A 14223-nucleotide genomic window follows, 5' to 3' on the forward strand; every position below is an offset into this window, starting at 1 on the left:
CCACGAATGGAGGGTCCGTCCCGGATGTCTGTGCGCCTTTTTCTGCTTCCCCTGCTGGGAGGCGTGCTCGTTCCCGCCGCCCTGCTGCCCGAGACGGTTTCTGCGAAAACCCTTGCCGACCCGGCAGCCGTCTTCGCTCCCCTGACGCTCCCTGACGCCCCGAATGTCTATCGTTCGGGCTCGGGTCTTCCCGGACCGCAATACTGGCAGAACCGGACGGACTACGTCATCCATTCGCGGATCGACACGCAGACCCATGTGCTGCACGGCTCCGAAACCGTGACCTACAGCAACAACAGCCCCGAAACGCTGGACGTCCTGTGGGTCCAGCTTGACCAGAACATTTACCGCGCGGATACGCGCTCTGCGATCGGCGCGGTCGCCAGCAGTCACAATCTGGCCGGCAACCACACCGACGGCATGGTGATCGAGCGCGTTTCGGTCGTGCAGGGCGGACGCGAAGTGGACGTGACACCCCTGATCTCCGATACGCGGATGCAGCTCAAGCTGCCGCGCACGATCGACCCGCATGGCGTGGCTTTCGTGAAGATTGACTGGCACTACACGCTGCCCGGCCCATGGGGTGGACGGACCGCCGTTACGCCGTCACGCGAAGGCGACATTTATGAAGTCGCGCAGTGGTTTCCGCGACTGAGCGTCTATGATGACCGCCGCGGCTGGAACACGCTGCCCTATCTGGGGCAGGAGTTCTTTCTGGAATATGGCAGCTTTGATTACAGCGTCACCGTGCCGTGGAACTACACGCTCGTGGGCTCCGGCGCGCTGCTCAATCCTGAACAGGTCCTGACCCCGGTCGAGCGCAACCGTCTGGCGCAGGCAGCGCAGAGCGATGCGCGCGTCATGATTCGCACGCTTGATGACATTACCGACCCTAAAAGCCACCTGAAGCAGAGCGGCGAAGTCACCTGGCATTACGCCATGCGCAATACGCGTGACGTGGCATTTGCGGCCTCGCCGGCTTTCGTCTGGGATGCCGCGCGGATCAATCTGCCGCCGATCGTGCCCTGGGCGAACTATCACGCCGTGCCCCGGCTTGCGATGTCGGTCTATCCGCGTGAAGGGATCGGGCCGCATGGCTGGGACCGTTCAACGGATTACGTCAAACACGCCATCGAGTATTTCTCGTCACAATGGTTCGAGTATCCCTGGCCGAACGCCGTCAATCTGGGCGGACATGGCGCGGGCATGGAATATCCGGGCATCGTCTTCGACGGCATGAGCGACCGCGATCCGGAACTGTTCTGGATCACGACGCATGAACTGGGCCATGGCTGGTTCCCGATGATTGTGGGCACGGATGAGCGCCGAAACGCCTTCATGGACGAGGGCTTCAACACCTTCATCGACGTCTATGCGTCCGACCACTTCAACAACGGTGAATTCGCTCCCAAGCGTGATTCCGAGTTCGCGCCCAAGACCGGCAATCCCGCGCAGGACATCGTCCCGGTCCTGACTGACCCGAATGCGCCCGTGCTCATGACCGCGGCGGACAGCGTGTCCGAAAAATACCGCCACAGCGTGACCTATTTCAAAGGCGCCTATGGACTGAAGCTGCTGCGTGAACAGATCCTCGGCCCGGTCCGGTTCGATGCGGCTTTCCGGCGCTATATTTCTGAATGGTCGTTCAAGCACCCGTCCCCATCGGACTTCTTCCGCCTGATGAGCAGCGAAGCGGGCGAGGATCTGGGCTGGTTCTGGCGTGGCTGGTACTTCACCAATGCCGCCCCGGACTATGCGCTGGGTGACGTGCATCACGATGCCGGAAAGCCGGTGACCGTGCAGGTCCGCAATTACGGAGCCCTCCCGCTTCCGGTGCTCGTGCGGGCGGAGTATGCGGACGGTAAATCGGACGAACTCCGCATCCCGACGGAAGCCTGGCGTCAGGGCAGCGACATCGTTGTTTCACTGCCGGCCCATGATGGCCTCAGGGCTGTCACGCTGGACCCGGATCATGTCATCCCGGATATCGACCGCTCCGATAACCGCGTGGCGATTACACCCTGAGGATGTGGAAACCTGCGAGGGCCGGCGTGCCTCGCAGGTTTCTTGCAATAAGACAAAGAAAAAGGGCGCCTGGTTGAGCCAGCGCCCTGAATATTCACAATTGCTGATTTCTCTTCAGCCGACGAGTTCCAGAGAGGATGTCGGGGCTGATCCGGCGTAAGCCTGCGGGGCAGCAGCGGTCATGGGGGAAGGTTCGGGTTCTGCAGACAGGCCTTCGATCATGTCATTATTGACATCGATCAGCGGCTTCAGATCCTTTGAAGCGTTGAGGGCTGCGTTGGAATAACGCATCGACCACAGGCCAACCTTGATGATGTCATCGCGCAGAACGGGCGGGAGCGGGCTGTCGTTCCGCTCGACGCTCATCGACAGAAGGCTCCACAGCTTCAGATTGGCAGCCAGAGCCATCGTTTTTTTCTGATGGTCCCTGGCATCAGCCAGCAGCGAATTGACATGCCGGAAAGCCATGACCTCGATTTCCCGGGAGGACAGATAGCTTCCGGACTGTTTCTGGTACTGTGAGGAGGCGTAAGTCACGAAGGCAAACTCCTTTCGGGGAAGACTGTTTCAAAAGTCTCTGCGCAATGGGGGCAGGAGGCGTCTGAAGCAGTCCTGCATGTGGCAGGGGTGGAAAAATATGGAACTGGAGGATACCGGAAGACCGGTACCCTCCAGAAACCTGATCAGCCGCGGAAGAGGCTGAGCAGGGTGGAAGACTGCGAGTTCGCAATCGACAGCGACTGAACGGCCAGCTGCTGCTTCGTCTGAAGCGAGGTCAGCTTGGCGCTTTCCGCTGCCAGATCGGCATCCGTCAGAGCGCCCACACCCGTCGTCAGGGCGTCGGACAGCGAGCTGGTGGCCGTCTGAAGCTGGGTCACGGTGTTGGCGGAAACGCCGAAGCCCGCAGAGATCTGGTTGACCTTGGTCAGAGCGGCACTGACCGCAAGCTGTACCACGGCTGTGCCGGAGGTTGTGCCGACAGTGGGTTTTGCTTTCGAGGCAGTGATGCTGGTACTTGGCGTCACATTGGAAGCGGCTGTATCGAGCGTGTATGTCGAGTCGGTCCCAGCTGTAAGACCTGCTGTTGTTGCGAGGCTTGACGTCCAGGATGTTTTGTCCGTACCGGAAAAGAACTTGTATGTGGTCGAATTTCCGGAGCTGTCCGTGAGAGTAAGGCCGCTGGAAGCATTCCCGGTTGTGGTCCATCCACTTGTACCAGTACCGGTAAGTGCAACGGAACCGTCAGCAGCAACGGTAACGTCACCGTCGGTAGTATCGCCTGTAAGGCTTTGGAGTGTGCTCTTCAGAGCTGACTGTGCAGCACTGCTTAGAGCAGAAGTCGTAGAATCGGGCGATTTGAGAGCGACGTAACTTGTGGAAGAGGTGCCGTCTTTAACCGTCAGAGCCGTTCCACCGTCTGCGAAGGTTGCGCCCGACATATCCAGTGAAGTGCCTTCGGCGATATTGCTTGTTGTAACACTCCCTGTTGCAGTGGAAAGATTGCCACCAGCCAGCGTCAGGGTGCCATCATTAGCGCGAGAGACGCCAAATCCGGCATTGCTCATGGCTGTCATAAGCGTCGTAGTACGGTCGGTGTTCTGCTGCGTCGCATCCGTTGTGTTGGTTGCGGCTGTGCTCGTGTTGACGTCCACGACTTTCGCCAGGCTGGTGGCATTGCCATTGCTGTCGGTAGCCGTCGTGACGCTGTAGGTGAGATTGCCGCTGGCATCAGCCTTGGCGGTAATGCTCTTGCCGTTCGTCATCGTATAGGTTGTGGTGCCGTCGGACGTCGTGACTGGTGCATTGCTGCCGAAAGCCGAGGATGTCAGGGTTCCATCAGTGCCGACCGTTACGGTAGCGGTGCTTCCGAGAGCTGTTGAAACAGCATTGGACAGTGCGGTGCCAACGGTTGCCGTGGACGACAGGCCACTTGTGTTGTCGTCAAGGACAAACTCGGTCGTGGTGGCGGGGCTCGTGGCCGTGCCGCTGCCGTTTGCCGCTGCCTGATTTTTCAGGGTAATCGTGGATGCGGCTGGCGTGTTTCCGGTGTCAGCTGCAGTGTAGGTCGCGCCTCCCATGTCAAGCGTTGCACCCTTCATGGTGGTGCTCAGGCCTTCAAGGCCTAGGCCGGATGCCGTGGCATTGGCGCCGTTCTGAACGAACAGGTTGCCGTTGATGTCCTGTGCGGCCGAGACGGACGTGTAGGACACGCCGCCACCCGTGGCGCCGGACAGCAGGTTGACGCCCTGGAAGGTTGCGCTGTTGGCGCTGGCGTCGATCTGGGAGGAAAGGCTGGAAAGCTGGGAGTTCAGCGTATCCTGGTCTTCGGCGTTGTTGGCGGCGTTCGTGACCGTGGTGGACACGCTGCTCAGCAGGCCGGAAATCGTGGATGCCTGTGCGCTTGCCGTGGAAAGAACCTGACCGGCGAAGCTCAGGCCGGTCGAAACGCCGGACAGGCCCGAGATCCGGGCATTCATCGACTGGGCGATGGAATAGATGGCCGGATTGTCAGACGCGCTGTTGACGGACTTGCCGGTGGAAACGGCGTTCTGGGTCTTGTTCAGATCCGTCGTCGTCTGGTTGAGGCTCTGGAGTGCGGCCATTGCCGCAGTGTTTGTATTAATTGACAATGACATTGAATTCGTTCTCCGTCGGTGCAGGTTTGCGACCTCAGGATAGGGGGGAGTGGTTAACGGAAGCTGAATCCGGACCGTTAAAAAAAACCCACCAAAAATAACGGAAAACTGGGAAACAAATGGTTAAATTCACGTTTCCCCTTGCGATTCATACTTCGGAACGAAATAAGAACACGCGATGAAGAAATCACTCTCCCAGAGACTGGCGATTCTGTCCGATGCGGCGAAATACGATGCGTCCTGCGCGTCGAGCGGTTCGGGCCGCAGGGACTCGGCCAAAAGCGGGGGACTGGGGTCCACGACGGGAAACGGTATCTGCCACGCCTACACGCCGGACGGGCGCTGCGTGTCGCTGCTCAAGATCCTGCTGACCAATTTCTGCGTCTATGACTGCGCCTACTGCATTAATCGTTCGTCTTCGAATGTGGAGCGCGCGCGGTTTACGCCGGAGGAGGTCGTGTGGCTGACGCTGGAGTTCTACCGGCGCAACTGCATCGAGGGGCTGTTCCTGTCCTCAGGCATCATCCGCTCCTCGGATCACACGATGGAGCAGCTCGTGCAGGTGGCGCGGGATCTGCGGCTGAAGCACGGGTTCCGGGGCTATATCCATCTCAAGACCATCCCCGATGCGTCGCCGCGTCTGCTGGAAGAGGCGGGGCGCTATGCGGACCGCCTGTCGATCAATGTGGAAATGCCAACCGTGGCCGGTCTGGAGCAGTACGCACCGCAGAAAAAAGCGGGCGGTATCCGGCAGGCCATGGGCGAGATGCGCCTGAAAATCGATGCGGGCAAGGAACGCAGCCATACCGGTCGCCGGGCTGAACGGTTTTCGCCGGGCGGACAGAGCACGCAGATGATCGTGGGGGCGGATGCGGCGTCCGATCAGGATATTCTCGCCAGCAGCGCCAATCTTTACGGCTCCTACGGGCTGCGGCGGGTCTACTATTCGGCTTTCAGCCCCATTCCTGACGCTTCCGCACTGTTGCCGGCGAAAAGCCCGCCGCTTCAGCGGGAGCATAGGCTCTATCAGGCGGACTGGCTGTTCCGGTTCTACGGGTTCGCCTTCGGGGAACTGACGGCTGGCCGCGCGGATGGAATGCTCGATCTGGAGTTGGACCCCAAGTTGGCCTGGGCGCTGGACAACCGGGCGCTGTTTCCGGTCGATCTGAACCGGGCGTCGAAGGAAATGCTGCTGCGGGTGCCGGGGCTGGGAGTGAAGGCTGTGGCGGCCATTCTCAGGGCACGGCGGCATCAGGCGGTACGGCTGGAGGATCTGGCGCGGCTGAACGTCTCTATTCGCAAGGTGCGTCCGTTCGTCCAGACGCCGGGCTGGAGTCCCGCCCGCCTGACTGACCGGCACGATCTGCGCAGTCTGTTCAGCCCGGCGCCGCAGCAGATGAGCCTTCTGTGACGCGCTATGTTCTGACGCTTGAGGACAATGCGGATTTCGAGCCCTGGCGGGAGATGGCGCGTGCGGCATTGCAGCGCGCGGTCCTGCCCGAGGCGCTCGACTGGCGCATCCGGGGGGGCGAGACGGATCTTTTCGGCCAGATCACGGATAACGGCGATGGCCTGGAGGCGCTGACGGCCGTTCCGGTCGTGAAAACCGTGACCTTGCGGGCCTCCTGCCTCGCGCTGCTGCGGGACATGCTGTGCCATTCCGATCCCGCCCGGTTCGCACTTGCCTACCGGATTGCCTGGAGGGTGCAGGGCAATCCGCATCTGCCTGAGGTGGCGACGGATGCCGATATCGCGCGTGCGCGGCAGATGGTGCGACAGAACCGGCAGGACTGTCACAAGATGATGGCCTTTGTCCGCTTCCGCGAGCAGCCGGTCCCGCAAAGAGAGGGGCAGGGCGGTGAACGTCGGCGGTTCCTCGCATGGTTCGAGCCGCAGCATCATATCCTTGAACGGATCGCGCCATTCTTTGCAAAACGTTTTACGGATATGGACTGGATTATCCTGACACCACGCGGCTCGATCTGCTGGGATGGCAAGGATCTGGCCTACTCATCGGAACCCTGTGAACAGCCGGAACTGGACGACGGGTTCGGGGAGCTGTGGGACACCTATTACGCTTCGACCTTCAATCCTGCTCGCGTTCGTACCAAGGCCATGCGCCGGGAAATGCCCGGTCGTTACTGGAAGAACCTGCCTGAAACCCGTCTGATCCCGCAGCTTGTTGCCGGAGCGGAGGTGCGCGTCCGGACAATGGCGGAGCAGGAGCTTCAGCCCGCACCGGCCTTTCATGAGCGCCTGCGGTCCCGTGAACAGCTTCCGGCCGAGCCGATGCTGGATACGACGGAGACTCTTGAGGGGCTGGCTGCTCAGATCCGGACCTGCACGGCCTGTCCGCTGCACTGTTCGGCCACGCAGGCGGTTGTGGGAGAGGGGCCGGCAGACGCGCGCATCATGGTCGTCGGAGAGCAGCCGGGCGATCAGGAAGATCTGGCAGGGCGTCCCTTCGTCGGTCCGGCGGGGCAGCTCCTGCATAAGGCGCTCGGAGAGGCCGGGGTTGATCGTGGCGCGCTGTATCTGACGAATGCCGTCAAGCATTTCCGCTTCCGTCTTCAGGGGCGCCGCCGCATCCATCAGAGCCCGGATGTGGGGCATGTGGCGGCCTGCCGTCCCTGGCTTGAACAGGAGATCGCCCTGGTTCGGCCGAAGCTCATCGTTTCGCTGGGGGCCACGGCGCTCAGGGCACTGGACGGGCCGGGTATGGCGATGGCGGATGTCCGCGGGACGTCATGGACCGTGGGAACTGGCGAAAATGCTGTCCGGCGTCTGGCGCTTGCACATCCCTCTTGGCTGCTGCGGCTTGGGGAAGGAGCGCAGGGGAATGCCGAGCGACGGAACTTTAGTAAGGGTCTTACACGTCTGCGGGAGTTTCTGGATCAGCCGGGGACGTAAGGGACGGGACTGGCGGGAGAATGGAAACGGGTCAGTTTTTTGCGTCTTGAAGCTTGTGAGACGATATGTCATGGATGACCGAACCGATCGGTCAGTAGAGGGTTTCCAGGCCCCGCACAGCACATCCGGTCATGATCTGACAGACCTGTTTTCAAAGCGAGACAAACATTATGGCGCAAGGCGATCAGGCCGATCACGCGCAGGGTGACACGACATCCGACAAGAACGGAAAGCCGCAGAAAAAGCGTCATCCCCTTGTCCGGGTCGCGCTGATCCTGCTGGTGGTTCTGGTTCTCGTGGGTATCGGGGCCTATCTTTTCCTGACCCGCAACAATATCGAGACGGATGACGCCTACACGGCCGGTCGCAAGATCGCCATTGCGCCCCACGTCAACGGCTACGTCACGCAGCTTCTGGTGAACGACAACCAGTTCGTCCACACGGGCGACCTGCTTGTGACGATCGACAGCCGCGATTATGTCGCGTCCCTGCACAAGGCCGAGGCCGCCGTCGATCAGGCCAATGCCAACATCAATGCTTACAAGCTGATGCTGGAAGTGGCGCACAAGAACTTCCCCGGCCAGCTCGTCACCGCGCAGGGCAATCTTGCTGCCGCACAGGCGCAGCTCGTCAAAGCCGAAGCTGATTACCGCCGTCAGCGTTCGGTGGCCCGTGCCGCGACGTCGCAGCAGGACATCGACTATGCCCGCGCCGCACTGGATCAGGCCAAGGCCCGAGTGCTGCAGGCCCAGGGTCAGCTGACGCAAGCCGAGCCGGTCAAGGAAAACGTGGCCAATGCCGATGCCCGCGTCACGCAGGAACAGGCTGCTCTTGCCTCCGCCAATGCGGATCTGGTGCAGGCCCGCCTGAACCTCGAATGGACGGAAGTCCGCGCGCCGCATGACGGCTGGATTTCCCAGCGTAACGTCGAGCGCGGCAATTTCGTGCAGACCGGTCAGCAGATGTTCTCCATCGTCGAGCCGGAAGTCTGGATCGTGGCGAACTACAAGGAAACGCAGCTCACCCATATGCGTCCGGGCCAGAAGGTGGATGTCGAAGTCGATGCCTACCCGCAGCTCGAACTGCATGGCCATGTGGATTCCATCCAGCTCGGCTCGGGTGAATCCTTCAGCGCCTTCCCTCCCGAGAACGCGACCGGCAACTTCGTGAAGACGGTGCAGCGTATTCCGGTGAAGATCGTGCTGGACAGCGGTCTTGATCCGAACATCCCGCTCGCCCTTGGTCTGTCTGTCGTCCCGACGGTTTATGTGAAATGAGCGATACTGCCGGGCATCAGGACTGGAAGCCCAGTCACAATCCGTGGCTTGTGGCCGTCACGGTCACGCTGGCGGCCTTTATGGAGGTGCTGGACACCACCATCGTCAACGTGGCGCTGCCGCATATCGCGGGATCGCTCGGCAGTTCGTATGATGACGCCACCTGGGCGCTCACGTCCTATCTGGTGGCAAACGGAATCGTTCTGACGATTTCGAGCTGGCTGTCGCGGTTGTTCGGCCGCAAACGCTACTTCCTGATCTGCATCACGATGTTCACCGTCTCGTCCTTCCTGTGCGGACTGGCGACGTCGCTGCCGATGCTCGTGGTGTTCCGTCTCATGCAGGGCTTTTTCGGAGGCGGCCTGCAACCGAGCCAGCAGTCCATCATTCTGGACACCTTCCCGCCCGAAAAGCGTGGTGCGGCGTTCGGCCTGACCGCCATCGCCACCATTGTCGGCCCGGTTCTGGGCCCGATGCTGGGCGGCTATCTGACCGATAATTTCTCCTGGCGCTGGATTTTCTTCGTCAACGTGCCCTTCGGCATCCTGACGGTCATGGCCGTGACGGCGTTCGTCGAGGATCCGCCATGGGAGCGTCAGAAGCGCGAGAAGGTGGACGTGATCGGCATCAGTCTGATTACGCTGGGCCTCGGCTGCCTTGAGGTCATGTGCGACCGCGGCGAGGATGACGACTGGTTCGGTTCACCCTTTATCACCACCATGGCCATACTGGGCGCGATCGGTGTGATCGGTGCGATTCTCTGGTTGTGCTATGCGAAGAATCCGCTGGTTCGCCTGACGGTTCTCAAGGACCGCAACTTCGCAACCGGCATGCTCCTGATCTCGATGGTCGGCGCCACGCTGTATGCTTCTGCTATCATCGTTCCGCAGTTCGCCCAGCAGGTGCTCGGCTATACCGCGACGAATTCAGGCCTGCTGCTCGCCCCCGGTGGCGTGGCGGTGATCTGTCTGATTCCGATTGTGGGGCGGCTGATGAAGTTCATCCAGATGCGCTACATCATCGCCTTTGGGTTCTTCGCGATGGGCATGGCGATGTTCCAGGCTTCGAACCTCTATGCCGCGATCGATTTCAAGCATCTGATGTTCTACCGCATCAGCCAGACGGCTTCGCTGGCCTTCCTGTTCGTGCCGATCTCGACGATTGCATATTCGACCCTGCCGCGTGAGCTGAACTCGGATGCCTCGGCCCTGTTCTCGATGGCGCGAAACTACATCGGCTCGCTGGCCATTTCGCTGGCAACGGCGGCGATCATCGAGACCCGTCAGCGCCATCAGGGTTATGTCGCTGATCACATGACGCCGGCCAATCCGGAGTTCAACACCTATATCGCCAATGCCCAGCAGGTCGCACAGGCGCATGGCTTCACGGCGGCGCAGTCCCATAACATCGCCATCTACAGCCTGTTCCGCGAGTTTACCTCACAGGTCGCCATGCTGGCCTATAACGAGGTGTTCGACTGGATCGGCGTGATCGCGCTGTTCGTGGTGCCGCTGTGCTTCCTGCTGTCACCCAACGGCAAGAAGGCCGCACAGGCTTCGGGCGGTGGTCACTGATGGCGCGGTTCGTAGATCTTCAGGAAGCTGTCAGCGGTGAAGGCGGCAAATTCCGCAATCGCCGCATCGCTGTCATCGACCGGCAGGCCGAACCGGCGGCGCTGGATGATGCGGGCCTGGCACATGAGCATGAACTGCTCGGCCGACAGGCGCGGATCGGCGATCTCCAGCTCTCCACGGGCCACGCTGCGCGTCAGGTATTCCGTCAGGTTGCCAAGCGTCCGGTCGAAGCCGTAGCGCCAGAACGTGTCGGCCAGATTGGGGAATTTATCGACCTCGCCGACGATGATGCGATACAGCCCCAGCGCCATGGGCGAGACCAGCAGGTGGACGGTCATTTCCGCGAACCGGACGAGCGTCACGCGAACGGACTGTCCGTCGCTGCGCGAGAGGGCCTCGATTGGCGCGAGACGGCTGCGGGCCTGTTCTTCGAAGAACGCGGAGAACAGGGACGCCTTGCCATTAAAATGGTTGTAAAGCGTCCCCTTGGAGACGCCCGCCATCTGCGCAATCTGGGACATGGACGCCCCTTCGTATCCGTTTGCCAGAAAGACGGTTCCGGCACCTTTGAGGATCTGTTCGCGCTTGGCGCATCCTACGGGATCGGCGCTGCCGGCTCCGTCGGGAGTGTCCGCGCTACCGTCGTCCATGATGCCCGTCATGTGAGCGAAAGATCCTTCTGTCCGTCAGGTCAAGTTCCTGACATGCTGACCGAGCCGGTCGGTCACCGCAAGATCATTTCCGCTTCAGGAGTTTCTTTGTGAGCGCAGCCTTCACTTCCCGCGCGCTGCTTTGCGGCTGCGCCCTGTTCACCCTGTCCGGCTGCCTCATGGTGGGACCTGAATACCATGCGCCCAAGCCCTGGTCGCCGGCGCATTATACCGATCATATGGCTGGCGCGCCCGACAGCATCGTCAGCGAGATGAAGGCTGACAGTCACTGGTGGCAGGTCTTCCACGATCCGGAGCTGACCTCGCTGGAAGACCGTCTGGTCAACCAGAACCTGTCCTTCCGCCTCGCGACCGCCAATCTGGCGCAGAGCCGCGCGCAGCTCATCATGGCGGGTGCCGAGCGCTTCCCGGCTCTGAGCGCTTCAGGTTCATACCAGCGCAGCCAGTACAGCACCAAGCAGTTGCAGGAAATCATCGGCCATGTCGCGGGTGGTATTGCCAAGTCCGAAGGTGGCTCGATTGGCAGCACCGTCGGCCCGATGCTTCAGAACGCGGCTGGCGGGGCGACTATCCCGCTGCTGAACCAGTGGCGCAGCGCGATCGATGCGACTTATGAAATCGATCTGTGGGGCCGCGTGGCGCATCAGTATGATGCCGCCAAGGCCGACCTTCAGGCGACGGATGAAGAGCGTCGTTCCGTCCTCATCGCCCAGCAGGCCGACATGGCGCATGGCTATATGAGCCTGCGCGGCGATCAGCAGCGCCTGAAGATCCTGCGCGACAATCTCGGCATCCTCACGCAGATCACCTCCATCGCGCAGGAGCGCTATCGCGGTGGTCTGGTGACGGAACTGGATGTTGATTCCGCACAGGCTCGCCTGCACGACACGCAGGGTCAGGAAGCACAGCTTGAACAGGCTGTGGCGCAGGAAGAGAACGCACTCGCCCTGCTTCTGGGCGCCCCGCCTGAAAGCCTGAATGCCGAGCTGGAAAAGAACGCCGGCGTGCCGGTCGTTCCGCCGGTGGTGCCCGTCGGCCTTCCGTCCGAACTGGCCCATCGCCGCCCGGACATCCGCGAGGCCGAAGCCCGCCTGCGCGGTGCAGTCGCCGAAGTGGGCGAGGCCACGGCGGATTTCTATCCGAAGGTCACGATCAACGCCGATTTCGGCTTCCAGACCCTGTCCTTCCGCGATCTGGGCTTCTGGAACGCACGGGCCTGGAACGTGGGCCCGTCCATCTCCCTGCCGATCTTCCAGGGCGGCCGTCTGTATGGCCAGCTCGAGCTGAAGAAATACGCGCAGAAGGCCGCAGCGATTTCCTATCAGCAGACGGTCATCAAGGCCTGGCATGACGTGGACAACGCGCTGATTGCCTATCGCGACGAGCAGCTGCATCGTCAGGGCCTGCAGAACGCCGTCAACGACAACAGCAAGGCGCTCATGCTGGCGCAGAGCCAGTATCGCAGCGGCCTGACGAACTACTTGAACGTCCTGAACGCGCAGGCGCAGCTCCAGTCCGCACAGCTTGACCTCGCCAGCAGCGACGCCACGCTGGCGACTAATCTGACGCGTCTTTACAACGCGCTCGGCGGCGGCTGGGAAGACGCACTCCCCGACAGCCGCGATGTGGCCAAGGCGCAGCTCGCTTCCGTCACCCCCGGCCCCTGAAATCCGGCAAACCAGTTCAGGAGGCCGGAGCCTCCTGAACGCCGGTCCCGTCAGGATTTGCGGGCGACGGACCGGCCCTTGGAGCCTAGGATTTCGAAGGCTTCATCCAGCCGCTCGACAATGGATTTCTCGCCCACGCGCAGCCATTTGCGCGGATCGTAGAGCGACTTCATTGGTTTGTCGGTGCCGGGCTCGATCTGGTGCTGGAAGGCGACCGGATGCTCCAGAACGTAGCTGCCCACGCCATGCGCGAAAGCGAACTGGATGTCAGTGTCGAGGTTCATCTTGAACACGCCATAGGACACGGCGGCATCGATTTCCCCGATCGTCGAACCCGATCCACCATGAAAGACCAGAGGCAGCGGCTTGGGACCGCTCTGCGTCGCCTTCTGAACGGCATCCTGCGAGTTCTTCAGGATTTCGGGACGAAGCTGCACATTGCCCGGCTTGTAGACACCATGGACATTGCCGAAAGACGCGGCGATCGACACGGTCCCGATCGGGGAGAGCAGGTTCCACGCCTTCAGCACGTCTTCGGGCTGCGTGTAGAGATGCGCGTTGTCCGCACCCTCTTCGAGATCATGGCCGATGCCATCTTCCTCGCCACCCGTAACACCCAGTTCGATTTCCAGCCCCATGCCCAGCGGCGCCAGACGTTTCAGCATGGCGGCCGAGGTTGCAAGGTTCTCTTCTAAAGGCTCCGTGGAAAGATCGAGCATGTGAGACGTGAAGAGCGGCTTGCCGGTCGCCTTGAACTCGTCCTCGCTCATCGTGATGAGGTCGTTGAGCCAGGGGATCAGCCTGCGGTCGGCGTGATCGGTATGGAGAATGACAGCGATGCCGTATTCCTTCGCCAGAAGATGGACATGACGCGCCATGGACGCCGCGCCGAGCACACGGGCGCGATGGGCATCCGGCAGGCCTTCGCCCGCATAAAAACGCGCGCCACCATTGGAAACCTGAATGACGACGTCCGATCCGTTGCGGGCAGCGGCTTCCAAAACCGCGTTGACGCTGTCGGTGCCAACGACATTGATGGCAGGAAGGGCATAGCCCCCTTCGTGGCAGGCCTTGATCAGGGCCGCATAACTGGCGCCACTGACGACGCCGGGGGAAACTCGTAACATTGGCGACTCCAACACAACGCATGAAACGGGCCAGCAGAACGGGCATGGCCGTGATGCGTTGTACTGTACGATGCTAGGTTAAGTTGACAAAAGGTCTATACGCTCTGCCCGAGATCCACTTCACTTTGTGGTTGTAAGATAGCGACCAGAGAAAACAGATACGGCAAGAGATCATCTAACGGATTAGCAAGGGCTGATGAATGGCCCTGTTCTATCTTTTGACCGGAAAGGAAATAGTGCGGTTATCTCTCGGAATGGATAGCCACTTAGCTTATTCAAACAATGGGACAGAAGTTCAGTATTTACATCAGTATCGGCTGCCCTTCTGGGCAGCCT

Annotated in this window: 10 protein-coding genes; 6 read left to right on the plus strand and 4 right to left on the minus strand. The window is 61.0% G+C overall.

Annotated elements, in window-relative coordinates; all coding sequences use genetic code 11:
- The first annotated feature begins 24 nt into the window (after positions 1 to 24).
- Positions 25 to 2025: a M1 family metallopeptidase gene (locus GRO01_RS09260; protein WP_062511154.1), complete on the plus strand. Its 2001-nt coding sequence runs from the start codon at positions 25 to 27 to the stop codon at positions 2023 to 2025.
- 114 nt (positions 2026 to 2139) lie between these two features.
- On the opposite strand, the gene GRO01_RS09265 is transcribed toward GRO01_RS09260, so the two are convergent.
- Together GRO01_RS09265 and GRO01_RS09270 are read right to left on the minus strand one after the other, a co-directional pair.
- Complete coding sequence (locus tag GRO01_RS09265) at positions 2140 to 2562, minus strand: flagellar biosynthesis regulator FlaF (protein ID WP_062511157.1); 423 nt, start codon at positions 2560 to 2562, stop codon at positions 2140 to 2142.
- A 146-nt stretch (positions 2563 to 2708) separates the two neighbouring features.
- A complete protein-coding gene (locus GRO01_RS09270) occupies positions 2709 to 4661 on the minus strand; it encodes a flagellin N-terminal helical domain-containing protein (protein WP_141306965.1) in 1953 nt (650 codons plus the stop codon).
- Positions 4662 to 4839: 178 nt separating this feature from the next.
- Between GRO01_RS09270 and GRO01_RS09275 the strand changes: the two genes are divergently transcribed.
- The 4 genes from GRO01_RS09275 (at position 4840) to GRO01_RS09290 (ending at position 10422) form a co-directional block, all read left to right on the plus strand.
- Positions 4840 to 6072 carry a putative DNA modification/repair radical SAM protein gene (locus GRO01_RS09275; protein ID WP_062511161.1) on the plus strand — a complete coding sequence of 411 codons (1233 nt, stop codon included), beginning with the start codon at positions 4840 to 4842 and terminating at the stop codon, positions 6070 to 6072.
- A complete protein-coding gene (locus GRO01_RS09280; RefSeq protein ID WP_083541424.1) occupies positions 6069 to 7571 on the plus strand; it encodes a UdgX family uracil-DNA binding protein in 1503 nt (500 codons plus the stop codon). The genes GRO01_RS09275 and GRO01_RS09280 overlap by 4 nt, the downstream gene beginning before the upstream one ends.
- 170 nt (positions 7572 to 7741) lie before the next feature.
- Entirely contained in the window at positions 7742 to 8848 is a 1107-nt protein-coding gene (locus GRO01_RS09285) for an HlyD family secretion protein (RefSeq protein WP_062511163.1), read from the plus strand.
- The gene (locus GRO01_RS09290; protein ID WP_062511165.1) at positions 8845 to 10422 is read left to right on the plus strand and encodes a DHA2 family efflux MFS transporter permease subunit; all 1578 of its coding nucleotides are present in this window, start codon (positions 8845 to 8847) and stop codon (positions 10420 to 10422) included. Before GRO01_RS09285 ends, GRO01_RS09290 begins: the two co-directional genes overlap by 4 nt.
- Here GRO01_RS09290 and GRO01_RS09295 read toward each other — a convergent pair.
- Positions 10416 to 11084, minus strand: coding sequence for a TetR/AcrR family transcriptional regulator (locus GRO01_RS09295; protein WP_062511167.1), 669 nt, complete (start codon positions 11082 to 11084; stop codon positions 10416 to 10418). The two genes, GRO01_RS09290 and GRO01_RS09295, sit on opposite strands and share 7 nt — an antisense overlap.
- A 98-nt stretch (positions 11085 to 11182) precedes the next feature.
- On the opposite strand from GRO01_RS09295, the gene GRO01_RS09300 reads away from it, so the two are divergent.
- Positions 11183 to 12760 carry an efflux transporter outer membrane subunit gene (locus GRO01_RS09300; protein ID WP_062511169.1) on the plus strand — a complete coding sequence of 526 codons (1578 nt, stop codon included), beginning with the start codon at positions 11183 to 11185 and terminating at the stop codon, positions 12758 to 12760.
- A gap of 50 nt (positions 12761 to 12810) precedes the next feature.
- On the opposite strand, the gene fbaA is transcribed toward GRO01_RS09300, so the two are convergent.
- Entirely contained in the window at positions 12811 to 13887 is a 1077-nt protein-coding gene (gene fbaA, locus GRO01_RS09305) for a class II fructose-bisphosphate aldolase (protein WP_062511171.1), read from the minus strand.
- Positions 13888 to 14223: the final 336 nt, after the last annotated feature.

The organism is Gluconobacter roseus NBRC 3990 (genome assembly GCF_006538885.1).
Lineage (GTDB): Bacteria > Pseudomonadota > Alphaproteobacteria > Acetobacterales > Acetobacteraceae > Gluconobacter > Gluconobacter roseus.

What these genes read in the sequence shown, in the direction of transcription:
- GRO01_RS09260 (WP_062511154.1), top strand. Translation starts at nt 25, where the DNA reads ATGTCTGTGCGCCTTTTTCTGCTTCCCCTGCTGGGAGGCGTGCTCGTT.
- GRO01_RS09270 (WP_141306965.1), bottom strand. Translation starts at nt 4,661, where the DNA reads ATGTCATTGTCAATTAATACAAACACTGCGGCAATGGCCGCACTCCAG.
- GRO01_RS09275 (WP_062511161.1), top strand. Translation starts at nt 4,840, where the DNA reads ATGAAGAAATCACTCTCCCAGAGACTGGCGATTCTGTCCGATGCGGCG.
- GRO01_RS09285 (WP_062511163.1), top strand. Translation starts at nt 7,742, where the DNA reads ATGGCGCAAGGCGATCAGGCCGATCACGCGCAGGGTGACACGACATCC.
- GRO01_RS09290 (WP_062511165.1), top strand. Translation starts at nt 8,845, where the DNA reads ATGAGCGATACTGCCGGGCATCAGGACTGGAAGCCCAGTCACAATCCG.
- GRO01_RS09295 (WP_062511167.1), bottom strand. Translation starts at nt 11,084, where the DNA reads ATGACGGGCATCATGGACGACGGTAGCGCGGACACTCCCGACGGAGCC.
- fbaA (WP_062511171.1), bottom strand. Translation starts at nt 13,887, where the DNA reads ATGTTACGAGTTTCCCCCGGCGTCGTCAGTGGCGCCAGTTATGCGGCC.